This window comes from Flavobacterium gossypii, from assembly GCF_014138495.1.
GTDB lineage: Bacteria > Bacteroidota > Bacteroidia > Flavobacteriales > Flavobacteriaceae > Flavobacterium > Flavobacterium endophyticum.
Genome location: NZ_JACJIS010000002.1, coordinates 620,956 through 643,255 on the forward strand (window position 1 = coordinate 620,956; position 22,300 = coordinate 643,255).

The window sequence follows — 22,300 nt, forward strand, 5'->3', positions numbered from 1 at the left end:
ATTCCACATTGGCTGTCGAAAAAATTGTGGCTCATATCACTATTCTTTGTAGAATTAATTCTACAAAGAAAGCCGGCGTTTCTCATCCTTATCTTCGTAATATTGGACACTGAACTGCCCCGTTCAGATTAAGATATTATTATGCCACAGATTAATATCTGGTAACGATGCGTTTTCCCAAGCACTTTTTATACATATATCTTATCTCGCTCCTTAGCTCTTCTCCTTTATTTTCACAGCAAGAAAATAGAGATTACGACCTTATATGGCATTCTGCCGACGACAACAGCCTGCCTCAAAACAGCGTAAAATCGATTATCAAAGACCGTTATGGGTTCTTGTGGCTTTCGACCGAAAACGGACTCGTGCGGTATGACGGAAACAAATTCAAGGTCTTTAACATCGAGAACCTCAAGGGACTGACCACAAACCGGATCAGCTATTTCAGAGGCACCGTAGCTACCGACAGTATTTATGTGCTCAGCGATTTTGCCGACTTGATCCTCATCCGAAAGAACAAGCCAGCTATAATTCCCGATAGCAAAATCCCAGAGTCTTTTCGCATCCAAAACCAACTGCTGAAGGGAAAAAGATATTTTATCCACAAAATCTACAAAACCGACAACAGCTACTTTAAGCTTGCTGATGGAACCATTACCGCTTTTACCAGAGACAGCAAGCGCCTTTGGGAAATCGCGCACGATCTCGATGCCACGTTCTTTATTTGCGACAACGTACTCTACTCTTATACGGCTAAAAATTTCGTGCGTTTTGAAAACGGGCGGGCCTATTTTACTACTATAGAAGGACTCCCGTCCTCAGGCTTTGAGCTGATTCCCAACCAGGTCGCGCAGCAGACTTTCTTTACTTTCAACAATACAGTCTACCTGCTCGAGAGCCATCAAGGAAAGCTGCAGCTGAAGCCACTGCTTACCCATTTTGACATCGCCAAGAACAATATCATTTCCTATTATTACGACTTCCAAAATGAGACTCTTTATCTCGGGAGCAGTACCAACGGATTGCTTATCGTCAAGAAGAAAAAATTCAAGAGCATCTTGGGCAACAACAAGAATGGCGTTTACTATGCCCAGATTCACTATGGCAAGAACAGCTTCCTGACTGCGTCAGGAGAAATATTCAGCGAGCAGGGAGCCCAGAAAAAACTCGTATTCAACATAGAGACCGATAATTATACGCTTCTCACCGACAAGCAGGGCAATATATGGACCAAAGACAATAATACGGTCTACCGGCTAAATAAGAAGACTCATTTTTCGACTATCGACAAATGGTTTTTCGAAGACCGCGTCATCCAGCTATTTGAAACCAAAAAAGGAGAAATGCTGGCCGGAACCGCCATTGTGGGCTCGCCTGATGGCAAGCTCTTTATGCTAGACACATCCGACCCGAAAAAAAAGCCCAGCTTTAGGCTCTATATGGACCTGCCTTTCAACCCTACCTATATGGCAGAAATCGAAAGCAATATTATCTGGACAGGATCGCATCTGGGATTCCACCGGATTTTTCTAAAGGAGAAAAAGATAGAGAACATCAAAGAGATTTCGAATACCTATGTCCGAAGCATCTATATCGGCAAGCCCGACGAAATATGGGTAGCTACTTACGAAAAGGGATTCTTTCTTTACAACCAGTTTACCAAAAAGACCACCCACTTCCCTATCGACAAGAACCGCTACCTGCTCTCATCGCACTGCATGATCGAAGACCAGAACGGCTACTTGTGGATAACGACCAACAAGGGGCTCTTTCAGGTATCCAAAAAGAACCTTTTTGAATATTCAGAGCAAAAGACAAAACACGTCTACTACCAGTATTATGACAAGTCGGACGGATTTTATACCAACGAATTTAACGGCGGCTGCCAGCCTTGTGGCCTGCGGCTGGAAAATAATTCCATTTCGTTTCCTTCCATGCGGGGTATTGTCCTCTTTTCTCCCGAAAAGATAAAACTACTGCTGCCGGATAATGATATCTATTTCCAGGAAGCCGAAGTCGACAGCCGCTACCAAGAAATTGGCAACGATACGCTGCAGCTAAAAAATGATTTCGGAAGGCTCAGGCTGTTTATCAACAGCCCGTATTACGGAAATCCGAACAACCAGAATATCGAAATCAGGCTGCAGGGGCCGATCTCCCAAAATTGGATTCCGCTTAAAGACAACGAGATTTCCTATACGTCGCTGCCGCACGGTACCTATTACCTTACGGCCCGAAAGCTTACCGGGTTTAACTCCGGCTACAAATACAAGACGCTCACCATACTCGTGCCGCCAGCCTTCTATGAAACAATCTGGTTTAACATCCTCCTTGTAATCATCGGACTGCTGCTGGTATTCTATACCATAAAGATGAGAATCCGATACATCAGAAGAAAGAATATCCTTCTGGAGAAAAAAATTGCGGAGCAGACTTCCCAGCTCAGGAACACCATCAGCACGCTCAGAAAGACCAAGGAAAACCTCAGCGAAGAGATCATCAACCACAAAAAGCTTATCGGAACCATAACGCACGACATCAAAAGCCCGCTCCGTTTCTTGGCACTGACCGGAAAGCATGCCTACCAAAACATTAACGACACTGCTGCGATAGCCGAAGACCTGAAATCGATCTACACCTCATCGTTCCATCTCTTTAATTTTGTAGACAATCTTCTGGAATACACAAAGGTGAGCAAACAAGAAAACTCGTCGGATCCCTACAACCTATACGGCCTTGTAGAAGAAAAGATAAAAATATTCTTAAACATTGCGGCGTCCCAAAAAACAGAAATAACCAACAGGATTGACCGCAGCAGCATACTGACGACCAACAAGCTCTTGCTTTCTATTATCATCCACAACCTGCTGGATAATGCTGTCAAGAATACCTTAAATGGGAAGATTAGCTTTACTTCGGGAAGAAAAGGAGAAAACATCTTTATAAAAATCAAAGATACCGGAAAGGGAATACCTCCCGATGTAGTAGCATTCTATGCGAATACCAAAAGTACCAAAGCATCAGAAAATGCCAGAAAAACAGGAATGGGACTGCCCATGATTACCGAACTGCTGATTATCCTAAACGGCAGTATCGATATTGAAAGCACGCTCGGCAAAGGAACCGAAATCACTATCTGGCTGCAAGAAGAAAAAAGCAGCTAGTTATCGTAAATCTTCAGCATCTCGACCAGGCTGACTACATTATTGATGCGCAGCTTTTCGAAAATCCTATTCTTATAGGTGCTTACCGTTGTCATCTGGATGTTCAGCAGGTTGGCTATTTCCAAGTTCCCTTCCCCGCGAGCCAAAAGTCCGGCTACCTCGATTTCTCGATCCGACAGGCTTTCTAGAGGATTGATAGGAGTCTTGTGTAAGACATTCTCCAAGATCTTCTCTTTGACGGCAGCGCTGATGTATTTTCCGGTTTCCATGACCACCTGCACGGCGTTCACGATCTCGCTTTCTGAACTGTGCTTGTTCAAGAAGCCGTTGGCTCCGGCATGGATATAACGCAGCGCATACTGCTCTTCGTCATAAGCCGAAAACATCAAGATGGTCAGGTCAGGGTGCGATTCCCTGATCTTTTCAATCATCTTGGTGCTGTTGCCACCCGGAAGGTTGATATCTAAAAACAATAAGTCAGGGGCATTTTCTTTCAGCTGTGACAATACAGAAGGAAAGCTTTCTGCATGGTCTACTGAAATCCCTTGAAAGGATTCCTTCAGTATCAAGGAAATTCCATGCCTGACAACGCTGTGGTCGTCAGCTAGTAGTATTTTTTTCAATTCGGTTACCATGGGGATCGGTCAGTTTACCTGTCAAAAATACAATTATTTCGTTGAAAGGCAAAGAGTAAGAAAATTACTTATAAGCGCTTTATGCACAATCTTATCTTACAAGCCTTCTTTGACAATCATCTTATACCCTATTCCCCTAATGTTCACGATAGAAATAGCATCATCGTCCGCAAAATGTTTTCGTATCTTCGTAATAAAGACATCCATGCTCCTCGCATTAAAGAAAGTATCGTCGCCCCACAAGTCTTGAAGCACGCGCTGCCTTTGCAGCACATTGTTCTTATTTAAGGTCAATTGCAGGATCAATTCGTTTTCCAGATGAGTCAGCACCGTTTTTTTTTCGCCGCTGCTCAGTTCCATGCTCGAATGGTCAAAAACATACTTGCCGATCTGGAACGTAGTCTGAGCCTGAGGCTCGCTCTTTGAAACCGTCACCCGATTCAGCAGCGCCTTCATCCGTATGATCAATTCTTCAATGCTAAAAGGCTTTTTTAGATAATCATTGCCCCCTATCTCAAACCCTTTTACCACATCTTCTGTCAAGGAACGGGCCGTTAGAAAAATCACCGGAATGTTCGGGTCGGTCTTTCGGATCTCTTTCACAAACGAGTAGCCGTCCAGTCCGGGCATCATGATATCCACAATACAAATATCAAAGATCTTAGCTTTAAACACTTCCAAACCTTTTCTTCCGTCCAAAATCCATTGAACCGAAAAGCCATTCTTGACCAGCATGTCATTCGTTATTTTGCCTAATGACTCCTCATCTTCTAGATAAAGTACTTTTATAGTGTCCATATTATACAGGTAAGATGATTTCAAATGTAGTTCCCAGATTGTCTTTTGAATCGACCAATTCGATCGTACCGCCATGAAGCGCAACCACATCCTTCACATAGCTCAAGCCAAGCCCATAGCCTTTTACTTTATACTGGTCGCCATTCGGAACTCGAAAATAAGAAGAAAATATCTGATTCTTGTACTTCAGGTCAATTCCGATTCCATTATCCGAAAAACGAATTGTTGTAAACTTGCCATCTTCTGCCGCCTCAATCAAGATTCGGGCATCCTCAGCAGAATATTTCAGCGAATTGTCGATCAGGTTCGTAAAGACATTCGTAAAATGCTCCTTGTCTACCGTAACAAAAATAGTATCAGGGATGGTTTCATACGCCACCACTGCTTTTTTTATGGCCAATTGCGGTTTTAAGTCCGATACGATACCCTCAACAAAATCACGAAGCTTTACCATCTGGAAATCCATCACCATCTTGCCCTTGCTCAATTTTGCATCGTTCAAGATCGATTCGGTCATAGCAGAAAGCCTTTTCAGGTCATTCCGCATCAAGCCAATGTATTCCCTTGCCGTTTCCTTGTCATCCAGAATATTATACGTAGTCAGCGCCTCGGTAGCCGCATACAGCGTGGCCAGCGGAGTCTTGAACTCGTGCGTCATATTGTGCGTGAAATTATCCTTCATCTCCATAAGCCTTCTTCGCTTGTCGATATTCTTCAGCAAGGAAATTACGGCGCTCACGCAAATCAAAAGATAGAGGAGCGACAGCAGTATCGACCCAAACATCTTGTACAAGATAACCTCCATAAGGTTCCTAAAATACAGCTGGTAGGTTCTCCCCGAATCAATTTGAGAGACTATCTTTTGAGAATTATTGTTCGTGTTTTTCCATTTATGCTGCGGAAAGACCAGCTTGTTTTTTCCTTTTTCAACCAACAATGAAAACTCCAATCCGGGATAAGAAGCATTCATCTCTTTTTTGATATCCAGATAATACGGCTTGATATCCATCTGAGCCGCATCGTTCTTTTCCATCATTTGGTTCAAGGCATCGGTAGCCTGGTTGTCAAGAAGCTCATCTCCTTCATACGAAATCTTCACTTTTATATCTTCTCCTTTTAATGATTTCAAGACATCTGCCAATTTACTGCTGACATTATCCGACAAGCCAGAAGCTGCTCCAGTACCTGCAAGCGCATTCAGGTCTTTCTTTAATACCCGAGCCTGAAGGATATTTTCGGCTTCCTTGACAACTAAGATTTTTTGTTCTGCATACACAGAGTACAGCCAATACACCTGAAAGGTCGCTATCAAGGCAATCGCAATGCCCGCATACAGCCGTATGACCCTATTGCTTATGTTAACTCTTGGTTTTCTCATAAAACAAAAATAGATAAATAATAAAGATATCGTTTCCACTTAACACTAAATAACAGTATGCAACACCAGATAACTCTTTGACGTTCAGATGCGCTATACATTTGTACTATCAATTTGTTACAGCAGCCAAAAAGGTACAGACAAAAGGATATTAAATAAACAATAACCATAAAATACTACAACATGAAAATCAAGACTACACTCATCAGCTTAGTACTGCTCCTTGCCACAGGAGGACAAGCCGAAGCCCAAAACGCAGCCAACTCAAAAACACAGTATGCTGCCACTGGCGACAGAAAAATTGCCTACCGCTCTATCGGGAAAGGAACACCGATCATTCTCGTAAACCGTTTCAGAGGAACATTAGACACTTGGGATCCTTTATTCTTAGACAAGCTGGCAGAAAATTACAACGTCATTACGTTTGACTATACCGGAATCGGTTCTTCAACAGGAACGCTTCCTACGGATATCCCGACCGTAGCAAAAGACATCAAAGACCTGTCCGATGCCTTGAAGCTTAAAAAAATCATAGTCCTAGGCTGGTCGTATGGCGGATTGGTAGCTCAGGCAGCCACGTTCCAATATCCCGAACTGGTTACGCATTCTATCTTAGTCGGCACAAACCCTCCCGGAAAAAACGAAATCCCCCTAGAACAAGTCTTCTTTGACCGGGCACTTAAACCGATCAACAGCTTTGATGACGAAATCGTCCTGTTCTTCGAGCCCAAATCCGAAAGCAGCAAAAAAGCCGCCCAGCTGTCGCACGACAGGATCTATAAAAGAATCGACGTTTCTAAAATTCCAGCCACACAAGAGGTCTTCGAACGCTATTTCAAAGGAGGCGCCGGATTTAGAGAAGACAAGCAAAACTTTAGGGAGCAATTGCAAACCACGCAGACCCCAATTCTGGTCATCTCAGGCGACCACGATATCAGCTTTGCCGTAGAAAACTGGTTCGCATTGCTCAGGGAATTGCCGACTACGCAAATGATTGTCTTCCCGCACACCGGACACGCACCACAGCACCAATACCCAGAACTCACCGCAAACTACATACACAATTTTATAACACTCAATAAATAATAATTAATCAATTTAAAACCACCTTTATTATGAAAACAACAACTTTTTTAAGACCAGCTACCGGATTGTTATTCTTGACTATCCTTACAGCATCCTGCTCAGACAACCCAAAAATTAGCGTAAGAACAGGAGACGAAGCACAAGAAACAGCTTCAGAAGACGTAGAAATCCAAGACTATGCCACCGACCCGAACATCGACAGGGGCACCAAAGAATTCTTAAAAGTATTGAACTCTGGCGGAACACCCCTAGAAAAACTATCTAAAGAAGACGCCAGAAACGTTTTAGTAAATGCCCAAGCAGGCGTCAAGGTAGACCTTTCGGGAATTGAAGAATCAGAAAAAACGATTACGAGCGACGGCCTTACCGTAAAACTAAACATCGTCCGTCCGCAAGGTAAGACCGGAAAGCTACCTGCCTTTATGTTCATCCACGGCGGCGGATGGATACTCGGAGATTACCCAACGCACAAACGATTCGTAAGAGATCTAGTAGTAGCTTCAGGATATACGGCCGTTTTTGTAAACTACACCCCATCGCCAGAAGCTAAATACCCTACCGCCATCAATGAAATATATGCCGCTACCAAATGGGTAGCCGAGCACGGAGATGAAATCAACGTAGACGGAAAAAGACTTGCCATGGTCGGAAACAGTGCTGGCGGCAACATGGCAGCAGCCGTGACCCTGATGGCAAAAGAGAAAAACGGACCTGAAATCAAATCGCAAGTACTCTTCTGGCCCGTGGCAGACACTAATTTTGAGACAACATCGTATAAAAAATTTGGGAAAGACCGCTTCCTAACCTCTTCTGTAATGCAATGGATGTTTGACCAATACACTACAGATGCCGAAGCCCGCAAGAGCATCTATATCTCTCCGGCAAGTGCAGACGCGAAACACTTTAAGGGACTTCCTCCAACACTGATCCAAGTAGCAGAAAACGATATCCTGCGTGACGAAGGAGAAGCCTACGGAAGAAAACTAGACGAAGCCGGAGTGCAAGTAACCACCGTACGCTATGACGGCATGATTCACGACTTCGGACTCCTAAATGCCTTGGCAGAACTCCCAACCACAAAATCACTATTCGTTCATGCCGGAGCCGAACTCCAAAAACACCTAAAATAATCCAAACAATGGCATGGCATCGAACCCCGATGCCATGCTTATCCAAAACAAGAAATATTAAATTAAAATCATATTACAATGGAAAATATCAAATCAAAAACAGTCGTATTTATTACCGGTGCCTTCGTTAGCCATACCGGATGGGACCAATGGAGAGCCTATTTTGAAAGCAAAGGCTATACCACCCTAGCACCAGCCTGGCCGCAAAAAGATGCCCCAGCCTCAACCTTGAGAGACAGGCAGCCTAACGATACCGGATTGGCCAACCTAAGGTATTCCGAAGTGCTTGACCATTATGCCAAGATCATCCAAGAACTGCCAGAAAAGCCTATACTGATCGGACATTCGCTAGGCGGATTGACAGCCCAGTTATTATTGCAGCGTGGTATCGCAGCGGCTGCAGTAGCCATCCACTCCGCACCACCGCAAGGCGTACTCTCTTTTGAATTCTCTTTCTTAAAATCATTGTGGAAACCGCTAGGGCCGTTCAGCTCTACCAAAAAAACACACCTGATGAGCTTTAAGGAATGGCAATATGCCTTTACGAACGGACTATCCTATGCCGTACAGAAAGATGCCTACGAAAAGAATACGATTCCAGAATCCAGAACCGTATTGAGAGATACCCTGACCAGCGTTTCCAGAATCGATTTCAGCAAGCCTCATGCCCCGCTTCTTTTTATTTCTGGCAACAAAGACCACATCATGCCCGCATCGCTAAACTACAAGAACTATAAGAAATACAAGAACAACGGCTCGGTTACGAACTATAAGGAATTTGAAGGGAAGAACCACTTTGTGCTCGGACTCCCTACCTGGAAAGAAGAAGCAGACTACGCGCTTAACTGGATCCAAAAGAACTAAGCCTCAGAACCTCAGCCTTTCAAGCAAAAGGCTTTCCTAAAAATAAAAGTTAAATGAGTTGCTTAATTATACCGATTGGTATATTTTTGCGGCTCATTTATAGTTTCAAGAATATGAAAAATGTATATATCGCACTAGCTAAGAGAACGCCCATCGGAGGCTTTCTCGGCACGCTTTCCCATCTGTCTGCCATAGAATTGGGAACGCTTGCCATTGAAAACGTACTGCAAGAATCCAACATCCCAGCCGATGCGGTCGACTCTGTCTATATGGGCAATGTATTGAGCGCCAATCTCGGACAATCTCCAGCCCGACAGGCCTCTAAATTTGCCGGAATTGCGGATGAAACCGATGCTACCACCATTAATAAAGTATGCGCCTCTGGCATGAAAGCCGTCATGCTCGGAGCCCAGCAGATACAGCTTGGCATCGATACTGTCGTAGTTGCGGGCGGCATGGAAAGCATGAGCAATACGCCCCATTACATACAACAGCGCAAAGGCAACAAGATGGGACACGGACTGTTGGTTGACGGACTGCTGAAAGACGGCCTGACCGATGTCTATAATAATTTCCATATGGGAAATGCGGCAGAAATCTGTGCCCGCGAATACGGCCTGACCCGCGAAGCGCAAGATGCCTTTGCAGTAGCTTCTTATGAAAAGGCCGCAAAGGCGACCAAAAACGGCAAGTTCAAAAACGAGATCATTCCGATTTCCATAGCCCAAAAGAGCGGCACGACCCTAATTTCTGAAGACGAGGATATTTTTAAGATCATCCCCGAAAAAGTACCAACCCTAAAACCGTCGTTTGAAGAAGGCGGCACCATCACTGCGGCTAATGCCAGCAACCTGAATGATGGCGCTACAGCGCTGCTGCTTGTTTCTGAAGAAGCTTTAGAAAAATACGGCCTTACTCCGCTGGCCAAGATTATCGGCTATGCAGATGCGGCACAGGCTCCAGAATGGTTTACCACCTCCCCTTCTATTGCCATCCCAAAAGCCCTGAAACAAGCAGGTCTTGCGCTGGAAGCTATTGATTATTTTGAGATCAACGAAGCTTATTCAGCAGTTATTTTAGCCAACCAGAAAATCTTAGGCATTGCCCCTGAAAAAGTCAATGTATATGGCGGCGGCGTTGCCATGGGGCATCCTATCGGAGCCTCTGGTGCGAGAATTATTGCTACCCTTATTTCTGTACTGCACCAAGAAAACGGAAAATTTGGCGTAGCAGCCATCTGCAACGGCGGCGGCGGCGCATCGGCTATCGTGCTCGAAAAAATATAAGGCGGATTTTCAAGCAATAGAGCCCGAAATAGAATCAAGAACTTTTGAGCAGGAATAAGGCAATACACTAGCATTGTCTTATTCCTGCTCAAACTTTTTCAACGTCCCATCGGTGCCAAACTCAATAGCATAACGCTCGCGGCTGCCGTTGATGCTCGACGGAAACCAGCGCATGCGGTTGTCCCAAACCGAAACATACACGCTTGTCGTCGGCTTTGCCCCTTCCACCTGCGCCGCCTTTTCATTATACGTCTTGGCAATAGCGGCCACAGTAGCAAAGCGCACGCTGCTTAGCGGGACCATCCTGCTCTGTATATTGTCCCTTACCGATAACAGCTTCGGACTTGGCTCAGACCATTGCCCTTTTTTATATTCATAGTTGTCTACATACTTCGGGTTTTCAGGATGCTGGAGCATCACATGGATGCTGCCGTCGTTATAAAAATGAATCGTGGCATAAATAAAGATATCTTTTCCTGCATACTGCGGCAGCTTCTTTAATGCCGCTTCCGCCTCATTTAACTTGCCTTCATCCGTCAGGAAATTAATATCCCTGCCCTCTTTATGATGCACTGTATGAGTCGTCGTATGCGTTTCTACCATAGTAGTGACCTGCTGCTCGATCTGCTTTATCTGCTCTTCAACAGCCACCTCATACGGACTTGGATTTGGCGGCACAGCAGCTGGCACCACAACCGTTTCTTTTACAGCAGGATGGAAAGTATCTTCGATGCTTTTTGAAAACTGTTGGCAGCCCATACAAAAGGAGCCGCACAAGAGTAAGGTTAATGCTTTTTTCATACTGTCTAGCTTATTTCTTCCAGATCCGCCTCAAACACAATACGGTCTGGATGCTCCTTGAGATAAAAAATGACTGCCGTTTCCTGCTTGACACTGTTTAGGTCGAGCAGGTCGACTATTTTTTTGATTTCTGCCCTCCGGGTCCGTTTCAGATGGTCGGTAAATTCTAGCTGGAAGCGTACCATCGGCTGTTCGTTGATGTACGTTCCGGTCTGGCTTGCACTGATAAGCCTTGCGGTAGTGCGTATGCCCTTGTACTTGATCAGCACCGCCTCGTCTAGCCTTTTGCCGCCGATGCGGTTAAAAATCAGCCGAAGCAAGCCCCTGTAAAACAAAAGCACGGCCGGACAGATAATCAGGGGATGCCAGAACGCCATAAAGCGCCAGCCCATCCCTATATTTTCTGTCTGATACGAATAGACGTAATACCCAACCACCAAGACGACTACTGCGATCCAGCCCAAAAACACAAGCAGAATGCCCAGCGGACGTATCGTGGCCTCTGAACTGGCAAATGTAAAATACGGAACGTGCTTTATCTCCCTATCAATGAGCACCTCTACCTTTTTGCCTGCTTCAAAACGGCGCTCCGATGGCCTTGCATCGTTTACAACCGTCTTTTGTATGATTTCAGAATCTGCCAGGTTCTTGAATGCCAGACGAAGCTCGTAGGTATCGTACCGGCTGCCGTCTTTAGAAATCTTTACGGCCGACCTGATTTCTGCCAGCCGCCGTATTCCATGCGCTTTCAAGCGTTCGATATTCCGTTTTGCAATAAAATTAGACAGCACCCATTTCTTAAAATAGCCGGCCAGCAGCAATGCCCACAACACGGCAGATACGGTCAAAAGGCCCAATGCCAGCCACGGACTTGTACTGCCCAGCTCAGGCGGGTCTTCACTCTTGATGTTGTAATACAAGAGCATCGGGAAAGGAATAGCGTAGAACAGCATGAACAGCATCCAAAATAATCCAAAACCTCGTCTCATTTCTATTGCGTTTTAGTAGTTGTTTTGCGTCATCAGTAGTACCGAATTATGCATTTCTGACAAAATCCAAGATAGGTCCCAATACCTCCTCTATATAAGCTACTTCCCTCTCGCGGCTCTTTTTGCTGTCGGTAAAAGTATCGCTGATGCTATAGTTCTTTAAGAACTGTTTCCCTTTCCTGCCGATGACATAGTGCATGGCACCACATTCCCAAGAATTGATGATAAGCATTTCCTCAAATCCCATCAGCCGTTTCTTATAAAATGGCGCATTGATCTTATAGATGCTGGCCGTCTCCTTATCAAACAAGAACGTTACGTTTAGGTGGAACAGAAAATCATATAAGGCATACACCACCATGCAACCGCCAAGCAAATAGCCTACGCATTGCAAGTCATAGCCGATTAGCTCTCTTAGAAAAGGCAGGCTGCCAAACAGCAGCAAAGCCAAAAGGCCGAACAGCCGTATCTTGCCCCTATAGCCAAAATAAGGCTTTATGCTGAGCTGGGAAGGCGTTAGTGTTAGTTGGTATCGATTCATATACTGTAGATGTGTAGCACGTTTCTATGCTGTATCAAGCGATCATTTAGTATCGGTAGGCTCAAAGTCGGAGATTTCAGAATACTTGGTCTTGGTAACCACATTGCCTTTCAAATCCATCAGCCCCTGCTGCTGCGCGTCATAGCCTTCGCAACTGCTGCACGGCTCGCCAAATCGGACCAATCCGAATTGGTACGCCAAAAACTTGGTATCCTGAAGCTTGGCAAGGTCGATTGTTATTTTGGCCGTCGAGCCCGCAAAAGCTACAGGCTCTCCGTATCCATTCGTCTCAACAAACAAGCCGTTGCCTAAATCCAAAAGATGGGCATCCGTAAAAGATCCCAGCGTTTTTCCTTTAGTCGTGATTCTTCTCATCTGGGAATTGTCTAAGGGGACTGCCCAAAGCTGGCTGCCGTCAATCAGCCTCAAGTACTTCCAATTGAAATCCAATACAAAAGTTCCTTTGGTGTTGATCAGCCCATAGCGCGACCAGCCGTCATCCGTATCATCAATTTCTGATACGACCGCCATGCCATAGCGGAACTGTTCTGCGGTAGCAAACTGCGGCTTGATGACTTCCTTCCCTAGGGTATTGATATAGCCATACGCCGGATATGCCTCTCTTAAATCTGCTGTCGATTTGTAGACCATGACTTTAGCCAGGCCATCTGTAAAGTCCCAAATCTCGTCATATACAGCAGGCGTCAGTATCTTTCCTTCCGTAGTAATTATTCCGTACCGTACCGCGGCATAGGGCTCTAACTTAGATAGAGAATACATTGCCAGTCCTTCCGAAAAATCAGATTCGATATCATAATCGGCAGCAGTAACCCTTTCCCCTTTTTTATTGATGGCCCAGCAGGCCATGCCTTTCCTATTCGTATTCTGATCTTTCTTTTCAAACACTCGGGCACGTCCGCTTTTAAAAGAACGAGCGCTCTCGTATTGGAACCCGATAACCTCTTCGCCTTGAATATTGATATAGCCATAACGTCCTTTTTTTTGGACTGCGGCATATCCTTCCGAGAAAGCCTCGGCCTTTTCATATATGGCCGGAATTATAATCTTGCCCGCCGTATCGATATAGCCCCAACGGCCTTTGATTTCTACAGCTGCCCTGCCCTCGCTGAACGGCAAGGCTTTGTCAAACTGAACCGGAATGGCCAATACGCCAGCGGCATTGCAATAGCCCCATTGGCCGTCGGCATTGCCAGCATCCTGCTCTCCTGCAGGCGGCCCCAATTGGATATAGATAGAAGAGTTTTCGATAGAGTCGGATGCCTTTCCAGGGTCGACAGCTAGTTTCGGCATGGGCGGCTCGATGAGCGCAGGATTTGATTTTCCGATATTGACCGGAATGAGATTATCCCCCCAAGTACCGCTGTCGTCAATACTACCATAGGCGCCCACATCATCATAAATAACGGGAACGACTTCTCTGCCAGAAGTATCGATATAGCCATATTTATCATTCAGCCGGACTTGCGCCAGATATTTTTTTTCTTGCGCAGACCCGAGAGCATGAAAGGCGATCGCTACTAAAAACAGTTTCAACTTCATCATGACACCTAATTAAAAGAGTTATACCAAGTTCAATACGACAAGCCCCCTATCGGGCATCAAAACCCATAATGCTGCTGGTTTCATTGATAGCATCCTGTACAGGCCGTGTGCTGAACAATCCGACCACTATCGGCACCCGCTTTTCTCGACCCTCTTGATTGAAGATGAAGAAAGCAGTACTGTCCATGGTGAGAAAGAGGTACTTTCCGGTAAGCACATAAAACTGCTCAAAATCATCATAGCGGTAGACCGCTTCGGCATTCAGCAGGTTATTTTTGTGGGTAATCGTCCTTGCCGTTGTGTCGATGACCAGCCTTTTTGTCGTTTTTAACAAATTGACCAAGGCAAAAAACACAAAAATCAGGGCGCCCCAGAGACCGATTTTCTTCTCTGGAGGTACTATAAAATAAACCGCAATGCCTATTGCCAAGCATGCGATAGCACGCACAATAGCGATAGGCCTGCTTGTCTTCAAGTGGAAACGGTTTCCTTCTTGTATAAAATACTTGTAGTTGCTCATTCCGATTGTTTTTAGTCCCTGCTGCCCTAAAAAGGGCAGCCCAAGACAGTTATTCTCTTCGTTCTGCGTTTCCTGCCGGAGCACCAATTAGCCTATAAAAGCAAATTTATCCTCGAACATCTTGCCAAATACAGGAATTGGCTTTTCAGCACCGTTGGCTGCGTTGATGATTCCTAAGATCCAGAACACCAAGAAAACCAGTCCGATAAGCCCTAGAAATGATAAGGCTGGAACGACCGAAGCCACAATTCGCAACACAATATTAAAAGCAATGCTCACTAATGCCAGTCCTAGCGCCTGACGCAGGTGGTATTTTAGCAGCGAATCTGCCTTGTCTTTGCCGACTAGGTAGGCAATCAGCCAGCCCACGATAGTAATGTAAGAAACGATAGATAATGTCTTGTTGTCCATAACAATGTAAGATTAGGTTATCAGCACTATTGCTATTACAAATATCCGCAACATGATACGCTGTTTCCAATCCTTGCTATCCTACAAACCATCTACCGTATTTTAAAGAGCGTCTACAATACGACTACAACAGTAAAAAAACAGTGATTTTCAGCACTTTTACAACTGATGCTACTACTGTAGTACATCGATTTTTATATGGGTTCTTGACAATTTTTCCTTACATTTAATCTTATGAAATGCATCCGAAACAAATTTTTTATAGCGCTCTGTCTCTGCCTGCCTTATAGCAGCACGGCACAAACCACACGCACAGACAGCCTGCTGGCTGCCGTTGCCAACTCTGCACTCCACGAAAAAGAAAAGCCTGCCTTATTGAACCAGCTTGCCGAAGCCTACCGCATCGAGAGAAACTATCCTGCAGCAGAAGCCAAAGCAAAACAAGGCATCGCTATTGCGCTGCGTTATAAAGACTATACCGAAGCCGCAAAAGCCTATACGCTGCTCACCGTCATCAAAGCCAACGACCAGCAATTTGCTGCCCTAAAAAAAAATAGTGATTCTGCTTTTATGCTCGCCCAGAAAGCCAGAAATCCTATAGCGATGGCGTATGGTTATTATGCGCAGGCCTTCCTGTATAAGATGCTCGAAGATCCAGAAAACCGGATGAAGTTCTGCCAGCTCGGCCTAAAAGAACTCGAAAAGGCGCCAGACCCTTATATAGCCGCCAAATTATATTACCAGCTGTATGTCATCCATTCTGATTGGGACAATATTCCCAAGGTAAACGCTTATGCCCACAAGGCTGTCGAAAACGCCCTGCAGACCAAAGACTACAACCTGCTCAGCAATTGCTATACTGCGCTGTCAGTAGCCCACGAATACAACTACAAAACAGCGAAGAACAAGACAGCGCTTGACAGTGTCTTATACTACCTGAAAAAGTCGGAAACGCTCTACCATAGCTATCCAAAACAAGTAGCCAATTATACCTATGCGATCACCTGCATCAATATTGCCAGCGCTTACCTCAAATACTTTCCGGCTGCCGACAAGACCGCAGAAGCGCAGGCTATCCGATATGCCCAAGCCGCAAAAAACATCGTGAAAAATATGGGCAATACCCAAGAAGTCACCGCCAGCAGCCTAGGCATACTGAGCGAATATGCCGCGCGTAAAGGAAACTATACACAGGCAGAAGCCTACCTTTTGGAAGCCTATAACCTTATGAAGGCCGAAGAGCATCCCTATTATTATACGCTGATCAGCGTAGTACATTCCCTATCTGCCCTCTATAAAAAACAGGGCGATTTTAAAAGAGCACTCGCCTATCAAGAAGAAGTAACCGAGTACACCAATAAAAATTTCGCGCAGAAACAAGACATGGCTGCCCAAAAGCTGGAAGTACAATTTGAGACCGAAAAGAAAAACAACGAAGTACGCCTATTGAAAGAGCGTGAGGAAAGCCGCAGGCGCCAAGGCTTTTTGTATGCGTGTATCGCGATTGCCTCTTCGCTAGGACTGCTGTTTATGTTCCGCTCCTATCATTTTAAATTGCGCCTGTCGTTGCAGCGCGAAAAGCAGCTAAAATTAGAAAAGCAGGACTCTGAAATACAGGTGCTGCTGGAAAAAGAAGAGCAGGCTCGCCTAAAAGCAGAACAGCAGTTGCTGGAAACCCAGCAGCAGCAGCTCCAGAAAGAAGTCATGGCCAACGTATTGCAGTTGGAACACAAAAACCGCATGCTCTCTGACATCAAGGACAAGCTGGCCGATGGCGATCCCGTAAACATGCAGAAGCTGCTGAAAGAAGAAATGATACTGGACAAGGATTTTGAAGACGCCAAGCTCCGTATCCAACAAGTGCATCCTGATTTTTTCAGCCTTATCAATGAAAAGGCACACAAAAAGCTTACGCTGCTCGACATGAAACTCTGCGCCTACCTCTACCTCAAGATGGACAACCGACAGATTTCGCAGCTCATGCATATCGAGCCAAAAAGCGTGCGCATGAGCCGCTACCGAATCAAGCAAAAATTAGGTCTTCAAAAGGAAGAAGATCTCAATCTTTTCTTACAAGAATTAGGACGCTAGATTTTTAAAATCTGGTCTTGAAAAAAATGAAAATTTATTCGTTTTTTGTCAATTTCTGTAAGATAATACATATTTTTTTGCTTTATTTTTTAGGAGGTTTTGTTCGGGTTTCGTTCGGGTCTCGTTCGGGTTTTCTTCGGGAAAATTTCGCAAAAAAACTTTTTTACCGAACAAGGGTGCAAGAAGACCCGAAGCAAGGTCGAAAAAAAGACTTTTTGAGGCTTATTTTTATCTTTTTTTAGGCCGATTAAAAGAAGCCTTACTCCTGTATAAAAAAGTACGATTTATATAAAAATTCTCGACAACGTGAAGTATCTTGCACCCAATTAAAAATACCAACCCGCAAGCCTGACCTGATGACAAAAAATACCGAAACAGCCATCAAGACGACCTATTTTAGCATTATAGGAAACACGGCCTTGGCGCTCATAAAAGGGCTGGCCGGGTATTTTGGAAATTCGTATGCCTTGATAGCAGACGCGATAGAATCGACGGCTGATATCTTTTCGTCTTTCTTGGTGTTGTTTGGATTAAAGTATTCAAGCCGTCCTGCCGATGAAAACCATCCCTACGGACACGGCCGTGCGGAGCCGCTGATTACCTTTTTGGTCGTTGGCTTCTTGATTACCTCTGCTACTATCATTGCCTACGAAAGCATCGTCAACATAGGAAATCCGCATGACCTGCCAAAGCCGTATACGCTGATTGTCTTGGGGGCGATTATCATCTGGAAAGAGATTTCATTCCGCTTGGTCATGAAAAAAAGCAAGGAGACCAACAGCTCTTCGTTAAAGGCCGACGCATGGCACCACAGGAGCGATGCCATCACTTCGGTAGCCGCATTTATCGGAATCTCGATTGCCTTATTTTTTGGAAAAGGATATGAGTCTGCCGACGATTGGGCGGCACTGCTGGCATCGGGACTGATACTTTACAACAGCTACCTGATCTTTAGGCCTGCACTGGGCGAGATTATGGACGAGCACCTGTATGATGACCTAGTGCTAGAAATCAGAAAGGTTTCGGTCACCTCAAACGGAATTCTTGGGACAGAAAAGTGCTTTATCCGCAAAGCGGGCATGAAGTATCATGTAGACCTGCACGCGATTGTAGACGCCACCATTACTGTAAAAGAAGGGCATGACCTCGCCCACCAGCTGATCGATACGCTGCATCGGGAAATCCCGCAGCTGGGCTATATCCTGATTCATATTGAACCGAATAGTTAAAAAAAGGAGCTGCGATTGCAGCTCCCTTTTTTTATAACCAATTTGATAAAAACAACATCTAGATGATGTTTTCGAGTTCTATTTCGTTTACGCTAAAAACGAGCGCCTTGGCTTGCAATAGAAAATCTTCGATTTCGATTTCTTGTGTGCGTATCTGGCAGAACAAGGCCGCGTACTCATCATGAAGCTCTCCTCTCTTGTCTTCGTTAAGGCTGTCGTATCGTTCCAGATTCGTGCCCAAGATGATGAAATCGATGATAAACGGCACGTCAAAATTGTTGTCCGTATCGGTCAGCTTGTGCGTTATGCTCGAGAAGTGTTCTAGTTTCTGCTGGGCAGCATAATACCTTTCTAATTGGGTGTCATTAAAATGCCTGCCGTTCAAGACACAGTCTATGATCTCATAAAAAATCTCGGTTTCTATATGCAGATCCGATTTTAGGTCTCTGTATAGCTTATTGATCCAAGTAATAGAATTAATCACGTTCAGTACCTCGACAGAATATCCGAACTTCTCTACATCGCTAAAATATTGGAAATGTTTCGTATCCAAGATCATAAACGGACTGTGCTCCTCAAGGTTAAAATCCTTGTTTTCTTTTAGGTCTTCTTTTTTAATTATCATCTTTTCCTTTTTAACTATTTATTATTTATTCAACTACCAGTTCCCAATTATTGCCTTCTTGATCTTTGGCTGCCAGCCGATCCTTCCCGATCCATTCGACATCGACCTCAATCTCATTGCCCATCTCGTCTTCGATGGCGCCTTTTCCATGCTTTCCTTCAATATCGGCATAGCCCGTTACCATGTTGCCTTCTTTGTCTGAACCGACTACGTCATAGTGCGATTCGTAGTCTGCTGAGTCTGCAGTATGCGGCACTTCTTGGTGTTGGGAAATAATATAGCAGATGATGGAATCTTTGGAAAGATGCTCATGGTCTTTGAGCTCTGATAAATCAAGGTTATTGTAGGTAACGATGTGCTTCTCTTCTTCGCAGCCCCAAAGGACAAACAGCAGCAGGGCCATATACACAAGAGCGCAAGGGGGATTCTTGATCATATATTAGTGTCATTAGATTATAACATGCCGATCATTTAAGAACTCCAGCAGCCTGATTTCATTACGTGGTAAATGATGAAATTGAATGCGGATCACTATCCAAAAAAATATGCGAAAAAGCAGATAAGGATATATCGTTGGCTTTCCTTTCAAATATAAAAAGGACGAAAAGGCTTTCCTTACGGTTTTCCGTAATGGGCGTGAAAAGTTTGAAAAAAATTAAAAAGAATTCTTTTTGGCAAGAAAAAAGCTTCGTGAAAGAGCCGATTTTATTTTCTTGTCCTAGTTCAATGCCTGCGTTTTAGATCTGCCGTAAATTTGTACTATAAATTAACAAGCATATCTAATCAAACACATAAAACACATGGAAAATAAAATTTTAGGCATACATCATATTACGGCGATTGCCGGAGATGCCAAACGTAACTTTGATTTTTATTCTAAAGTCTTGGGATTGCGATTCATCAAAAAGACAGTCAACTTTGACGATCCAGGCACGTATCACTTTTATTTTGGCGATGAAGTGGGAAGCGCGGGAACGATACTTACTTTTTTCCCTTGGGGCGAAGGCATACAGCAAGGCCGAAAAGGTTCTGGAATGGCTACCGAAATCGGCTATTCTGTACCCGAAGGAAGCTTGGATTTTTGGGTGAAGCGTTTTGAAGAGTACAACGTGATCTACAACAAGCCGTCTGTAAAATTCGGAGAAAAGTACCTTACTTTCTTAGATCCCGACGGATTGAAATTAGAATTGATCGAATCTAAAACGCCAGACCACAGAAAGGCGTGGGAAACCGACGAAGTAAAGGCAGACGTTGCTACAAAAGGCTTTCACCATATTACCTTGACCTTGAACAGCATCAAGCCTACGGCCGCCATCCTTACCGAAGTATTTGATTACAAGCTGATTGAGCAGGAAGCAAACCGCTATCGCTATGCTACCGATGCTGTTGAAGGTGCCGCAATCGTGGACTTGGTAGAATTAGCCGACGAGAAAAGAGGCCATGTAGCCAACGGAAGCGTACACCACGTGGCGTTTAGGGTTAAAAACGATGAAATCTTGATGCATTTCCGCGACAAGATTGAAAAACGAGGGTTAAGCATCACGCCGCAGATCGACAGGCAGTATTTCCATTCGCTCTACTTTAGGGAGCCGGGAGGGGTATTGTTTGAAATCGCGACAGACAATCCAGGGTTTACCATCGACGAGACATTAGAAAACCTAGGAAAGGATTTGAAACTGCCACCGCAGTATGAATCACGCCGCGACCAGATTGAAGCACATTTAGTAAAAATAAATTAAGAAACTATGGATTTTCAGCCTTTGCATTATATATACAGGCCGTCACAGAAGTCGCAGGCGGCAACGCTGCTGCTTTTGCATGGTACGGGCGGCAACGAGCACGACTTGATTCCGATAGCGGAAAGCTTGGGTACCGATTTTAATATCTTGAGCCTTCGCGGCAATGTGTTGGAAAACGGCATGCCGCGTTTTTTCAGGAGGCTCGGGATGGGCATCTTTGATGAGAAAGACTTGGAATTCAGGATGCACGAAATGATTGCTTTTATAAAGGAAATTTCGGAGAAAGAGGGTTTTGATCTTTCTAAGATTATCGCGCTCGGCTATTCGAACGGGGCTAATATTGCAGGCGCTTCGTTATTCTTGGAACCTGATTTTTTAGCCGGAGCTATTCTTTTTAGGCCTATGCTGCCTTTTAAAGACACCCTTCCCGCAGCTGCTAAAAGCAGGGTGCCTGTCTTTTTGAGTTCTGGAAAAAACGACCCTACGGTAGACCCAAACGCTACAGAAAATTATCTGGAGGTATTGACCAAAGCAGGATTTGACACTGCACATTTTGAATTGAACACGAGCCACAACCTTACGCAGCAGGATCTGGATCTTGCTGCAGAATGGCTCGGCAAGCACTTTAACTAATGGAAGATTTTGTGATTACGCGCCTGTATGCTGATGAAAAGGGCGACAGCCGATTTGAAGACGTCAGCGTCCCCTTGCAAGAAAAGGGCACGATAGGCTTTTTATCGGAGGCACAGAAAGCGGGAACGGTAGTGTTCCGGAAAGTAGCGGCAAGCTATGATTATGATTTCCATACGGCTCCGGCCAGGCAGTATATCGTGCTGTTGGACGGGAGCATTGAAATCGAGACTTCGCTTGGAGACAAGCGAGTTTTTGAATCGGGACAGGTGCTTTTGGTTGAAGATGTTACTGGAAAAGGACACAAGACTAAAAACCTGACGCCTCAGATTAGGTCTTCTTTATTTATAACACTGGACTAATGCAAAGTGCCTATTGTTTCCAAGAGCGGAAACAATAGGCACTTTTGTATAAGGTAGAAAGGCTTACCTGCCTGTAATTTTCTTTCTGTGCTGGATTCCCCAGTCTCTCATTTCTGCGATGACTCTTGAAAGCGTGCCGCTATACCCTGTCAAGGCATACTCGATCTTGACCGGAGTTGTCGGATACACCGTGCGCGTGATGAATTCGTTGGCTTCTAGATCTCTTAATTCTTTTGAGAGCAATTTCGGCGTTATTCCTGTTATCATTCTTTCCAGCTCGTTGAATCTTTTAGGGCCAGAGTCAAGAGCAATTATGATAGGAAGCTTCCACTTTCCGTTAAGTACATCTAAAGTATCCCTAACGGCCATAAGGCTTTTAGTACAGGCTTCTGGGGTATGTTCTATTTCCATAAGTTGCTGTTTGTCTGTTACTATCCCAAAAGATAGTACTATCCTTT

22 protein-coding genes are annotated in these 22,300 nt (G+C 44.7%); 10 read left to right on the plus strand and 12 right to left on the minus strand.

The window, feature by feature from the left end; all coding sequences use genetic code 11:
- The first annotated feature begins 167 nt into the window (after positions 1-167).
- Positions 168-3,164, plus strand: coding sequence for a ligand-binding sensor domain-containing protein (locus GGR22_RS12570; RefSeq protein ID WP_182493951.1), 2,997 nt, complete (start codon positions 168-170; stop codon positions 3,162-3,164).
- On the opposite strand, the gene GGR22_RS12575 is transcribed toward GGR22_RS12570, so the two are convergent.
- From GGR22_RS12575 to GGR22_RS12585, 3 genes are all read right to left on the minus strand, one after another.
- Complete coding sequence (locus GGR22_RS12575; RefSeq protein ID WP_170148816.1) at positions 3,161-3,787, minus strand: response regulator; 627 nt, start codon at positions 3,785-3,787, stop codon at positions 3,161-3,163. The two genes, GGR22_RS12570 and GGR22_RS12575, sit on opposite strands and share 4 nt — an antisense overlap.
- 108 nt (positions 3,788-3,895) lie before the next feature.
- Complete coding sequence (locus tag GGR22_RS12580; RefSeq protein WP_182493952.1) at positions 3,896-4,597, minus strand: response regulator transcription factor; 702 nt, start codon at positions 4,595-4,597, stop codon at positions 3,896-3,898.
- A 1-nt stretch (position 4,598) separates the two neighbouring features.
- Complete coding sequence (locus GGR22_RS12585) at positions 4,599-5,975, minus strand: sensor histidine kinase (protein ID WP_182493953.1); 1,377 nt, start codon at positions 5,973-5,975, stop codon at positions 4,599-4,601.
- A 183-nt stretch (positions 5,976-6,158) separates the two neighbouring features.
- On the opposite strand from GGR22_RS12585, the gene GGR22_RS12590 reads away from it, so the two are divergent.
- The 4 genes from GGR22_RS12590 (at position 6,159) to GGR22_RS12605 (ending at position 10,341) form a co-directional block, all read left to right on the plus strand.
- Complete coding sequence (locus GGR22_RS12590) at positions 6,159-7,061, plus strand: alpha/beta fold hydrolase (RefSeq protein ID WP_182493954.1); 903 nt, start codon at positions 6,159-6,161, stop codon at positions 7,059-7,061.
- A 29-nt stretch (positions 7,062-7,090) separates the two neighbouring features.
- Positions 7,091-8,191 (plus strand): alpha/beta hydrolase, encoded by a 1,101-nt coding sequence (locus GGR22_RS12595; RefSeq protein ID WP_182493955.1) that lies wholly within the window; start codon positions 7,091-7,093, stop codon positions 8,189-8,191.
- Positions 8,192-8,269: 78 nt separating this feature from the next.
- The gene (locus GGR22_RS12600; protein WP_121377399.1) at positions 8,270-9,055 is read left to right on the plus strand and encodes an alpha/beta hydrolase; all 786 of its coding nucleotides are present in this window, start codon (positions 8,270-8,272) and stop codon (positions 9,053-9,055) included.
- A gap of 113 nt (positions 9,056-9,168) precedes the next feature.
- Positions 9,169-10,341, plus strand: coding sequence for an acetyl-CoA C-acyltransferase (locus tag GGR22_RS12605; RefSeq protein WP_182493956.1), 1,173 nt, complete (start codon positions 9,169-9,171; stop codon positions 10,339-10,341).
- Positions 10,342-10,419: 78 nt separating this feature from the next.
- Here the strand turns inward: GGR22_RS12605 and GGR22_RS12610 are convergent, their stop codons facing one another.
- The 6 genes from GGR22_RS12610 to GGR22_RS12635 all read right to left on the minus strand — a co-directional run bounded on the left by GGR22_RS12610 (position 10,420) and on the right by GGR22_RS12635 (position 15,166).
- Positions 10,420-11,142: a hypothetical protein gene (locus GGR22_RS12610; RefSeq protein WP_182493957.1), complete on the minus strand. Its 723-nt coding sequence runs from the start codon at positions 11,140-11,142 to the stop codon at positions 10,420-10,422.
- A 5-nt stretch (positions 11,143-11,147) separates the two neighbouring features.
- Positions 11,148-12,131 carry a hypothetical protein gene (locus GGR22_RS12615; protein ID WP_182493958.1) on the minus strand — a complete coding sequence of 328 codons (984 nt, stop codon included), beginning with the start codon at positions 12,129-12,131 and terminating at the stop codon, positions 11,148-11,150.
- A 46-nt stretch (positions 12,132-12,177) separates the two neighbouring features.
- Complete coding sequence (locus tag GGR22_RS12620) at positions 12,178-12,672, minus strand: hypothetical protein (RefSeq protein WP_182493959.1); 495 nt, start codon at positions 12,670-12,672, stop codon at positions 12,178-12,180.
- Between the two features lie 42 nt (positions 12,673-12,714).
- A complete protein-coding gene (locus GGR22_RS12625) occupies positions 12,715-14,235 on the minus strand; it encodes a WG repeat-containing protein (protein WP_182493960.1) in 1,521 nt (506 codons plus the stop codon).
- 46 nt (positions 14,236-14,281) lie between these two features.
- Positions 14,282-14,755, minus strand: coding sequence for a hypothetical protein (locus tag GGR22_RS12630; protein WP_182493961.1), 474 nt, complete (start codon positions 14,753-14,755; stop codon positions 14,282-14,284).
- An 87-nt stretch (positions 14,756-14,842) separates the two neighbouring features.
- Positions 14,843-15,166 (minus strand): DUF4870 domain-containing protein, encoded by a 324-nt coding sequence (locus GGR22_RS12635; protein ID WP_182493962.1) that lies wholly within the window; start codon positions 15,164-15,166, stop codon positions 14,843-14,845.
- A gap of 234 nt (positions 15,167-15,400) precedes the next feature.
- On the opposite strand from GGR22_RS12635, the gene GGR22_RS12640 reads away from it, so the two are divergent.
- Positions 15,401-17,257, plus strand: a complete 1,857-nt coding sequence (locus tag GGR22_RS12640) for a transcriptional regulator (RefSeq protein ID WP_182493963.1) — start codon at positions 15,401-15,403, stop codon at positions 17,255-17,257.
- A 356-nt stretch (positions 17,258-17,613) separates the two neighbouring features.
- A complete protein-coding gene (locus GGR22_RS12645; RefSeq protein WP_121377409.1) occupies positions 17,614-18,486 on the plus strand; it encodes a cation diffusion facilitator family transporter in 873 nt (290 codons plus the stop codon).
- 58 nt (positions 18,487-18,544) lie between these two features.
- On the opposite strand, the gene GGR22_RS12650 is transcribed toward GGR22_RS12645, so the two are convergent.
- Together GGR22_RS12650 and GGR22_RS12655 are read right to left on the minus strand one after the other, a co-directional pair.
- A complete protein-coding gene (locus tag GGR22_RS12650; RefSeq protein WP_121377410.1) occupies positions 18,545-19,111 on the minus strand; it encodes a hypothetical protein in 567 nt (188 codons plus the stop codon).
- A gap of 25 nt (positions 19,112-19,136) precedes the next feature.
- Entirely contained in the window at positions 19,137-19,547 is a 411-nt protein-coding gene (locus tag GGR22_RS12655) for a hypothetical protein (RefSeq protein ID WP_182493964.1), read from the minus strand.
- 364 nt (positions 19,548-19,911) lie between these two features.
- Here GGR22_RS12655 and GGR22_RS12660 point away from each other — a divergent pair, with 364 nt between their 5' ends.
- The 3 genes from GGR22_RS12660 to GGR22_RS12670 are packed head-to-tail and all read left to right on the plus strand — an operon-like array spanning position 19,912 to position 21,842.
- On the plus strand, positions 19,912-20,850 hold the full coding sequence (locus GGR22_RS12660; protein WP_182493965.1) for a ring-cleaving dioxygenase: 939 nt from the start codon (positions 19,912-19,914) through the stop codon (positions 20,848-20,850).
- 6 nt (positions 20,851-20,856) lie between these two features.
- Positions 20,857-21,483 (plus strand): alpha/beta hydrolase, encoded by a 627-nt coding sequence (locus tag GGR22_RS12665; protein ID WP_182493966.1) that lies wholly within the window; start codon positions 20,857-20,859, stop codon positions 21,481-21,483.
- Positions 21,483-21,842 (plus strand): cupin domain-containing protein, encoded by a 360-nt coding sequence (locus GGR22_RS12670; protein WP_182493967.1) that lies wholly within the window; start codon positions 21,483-21,485, stop codon positions 21,840-21,842. Before GGR22_RS12665 ends, GGR22_RS12670 begins: the two co-directional genes overlap by 1 nt.
- 63 nt (positions 21,843-21,905) lie before the next feature.
- On the opposite strand, the gene GGR22_RS12675 is transcribed toward GGR22_RS12670, so the two are convergent.
- Positions 21,906-22,253 (minus strand): winged helix-turn-helix transcriptional regulator, encoded by a 348-nt coding sequence (locus GGR22_RS12675; protein WP_121377415.1) that lies wholly within the window; start codon positions 22,251-22,253, stop codon positions 21,906-21,908.
- Between the last annotated feature and the right edge of the window lie 47 nt (positions 22,254-22,300).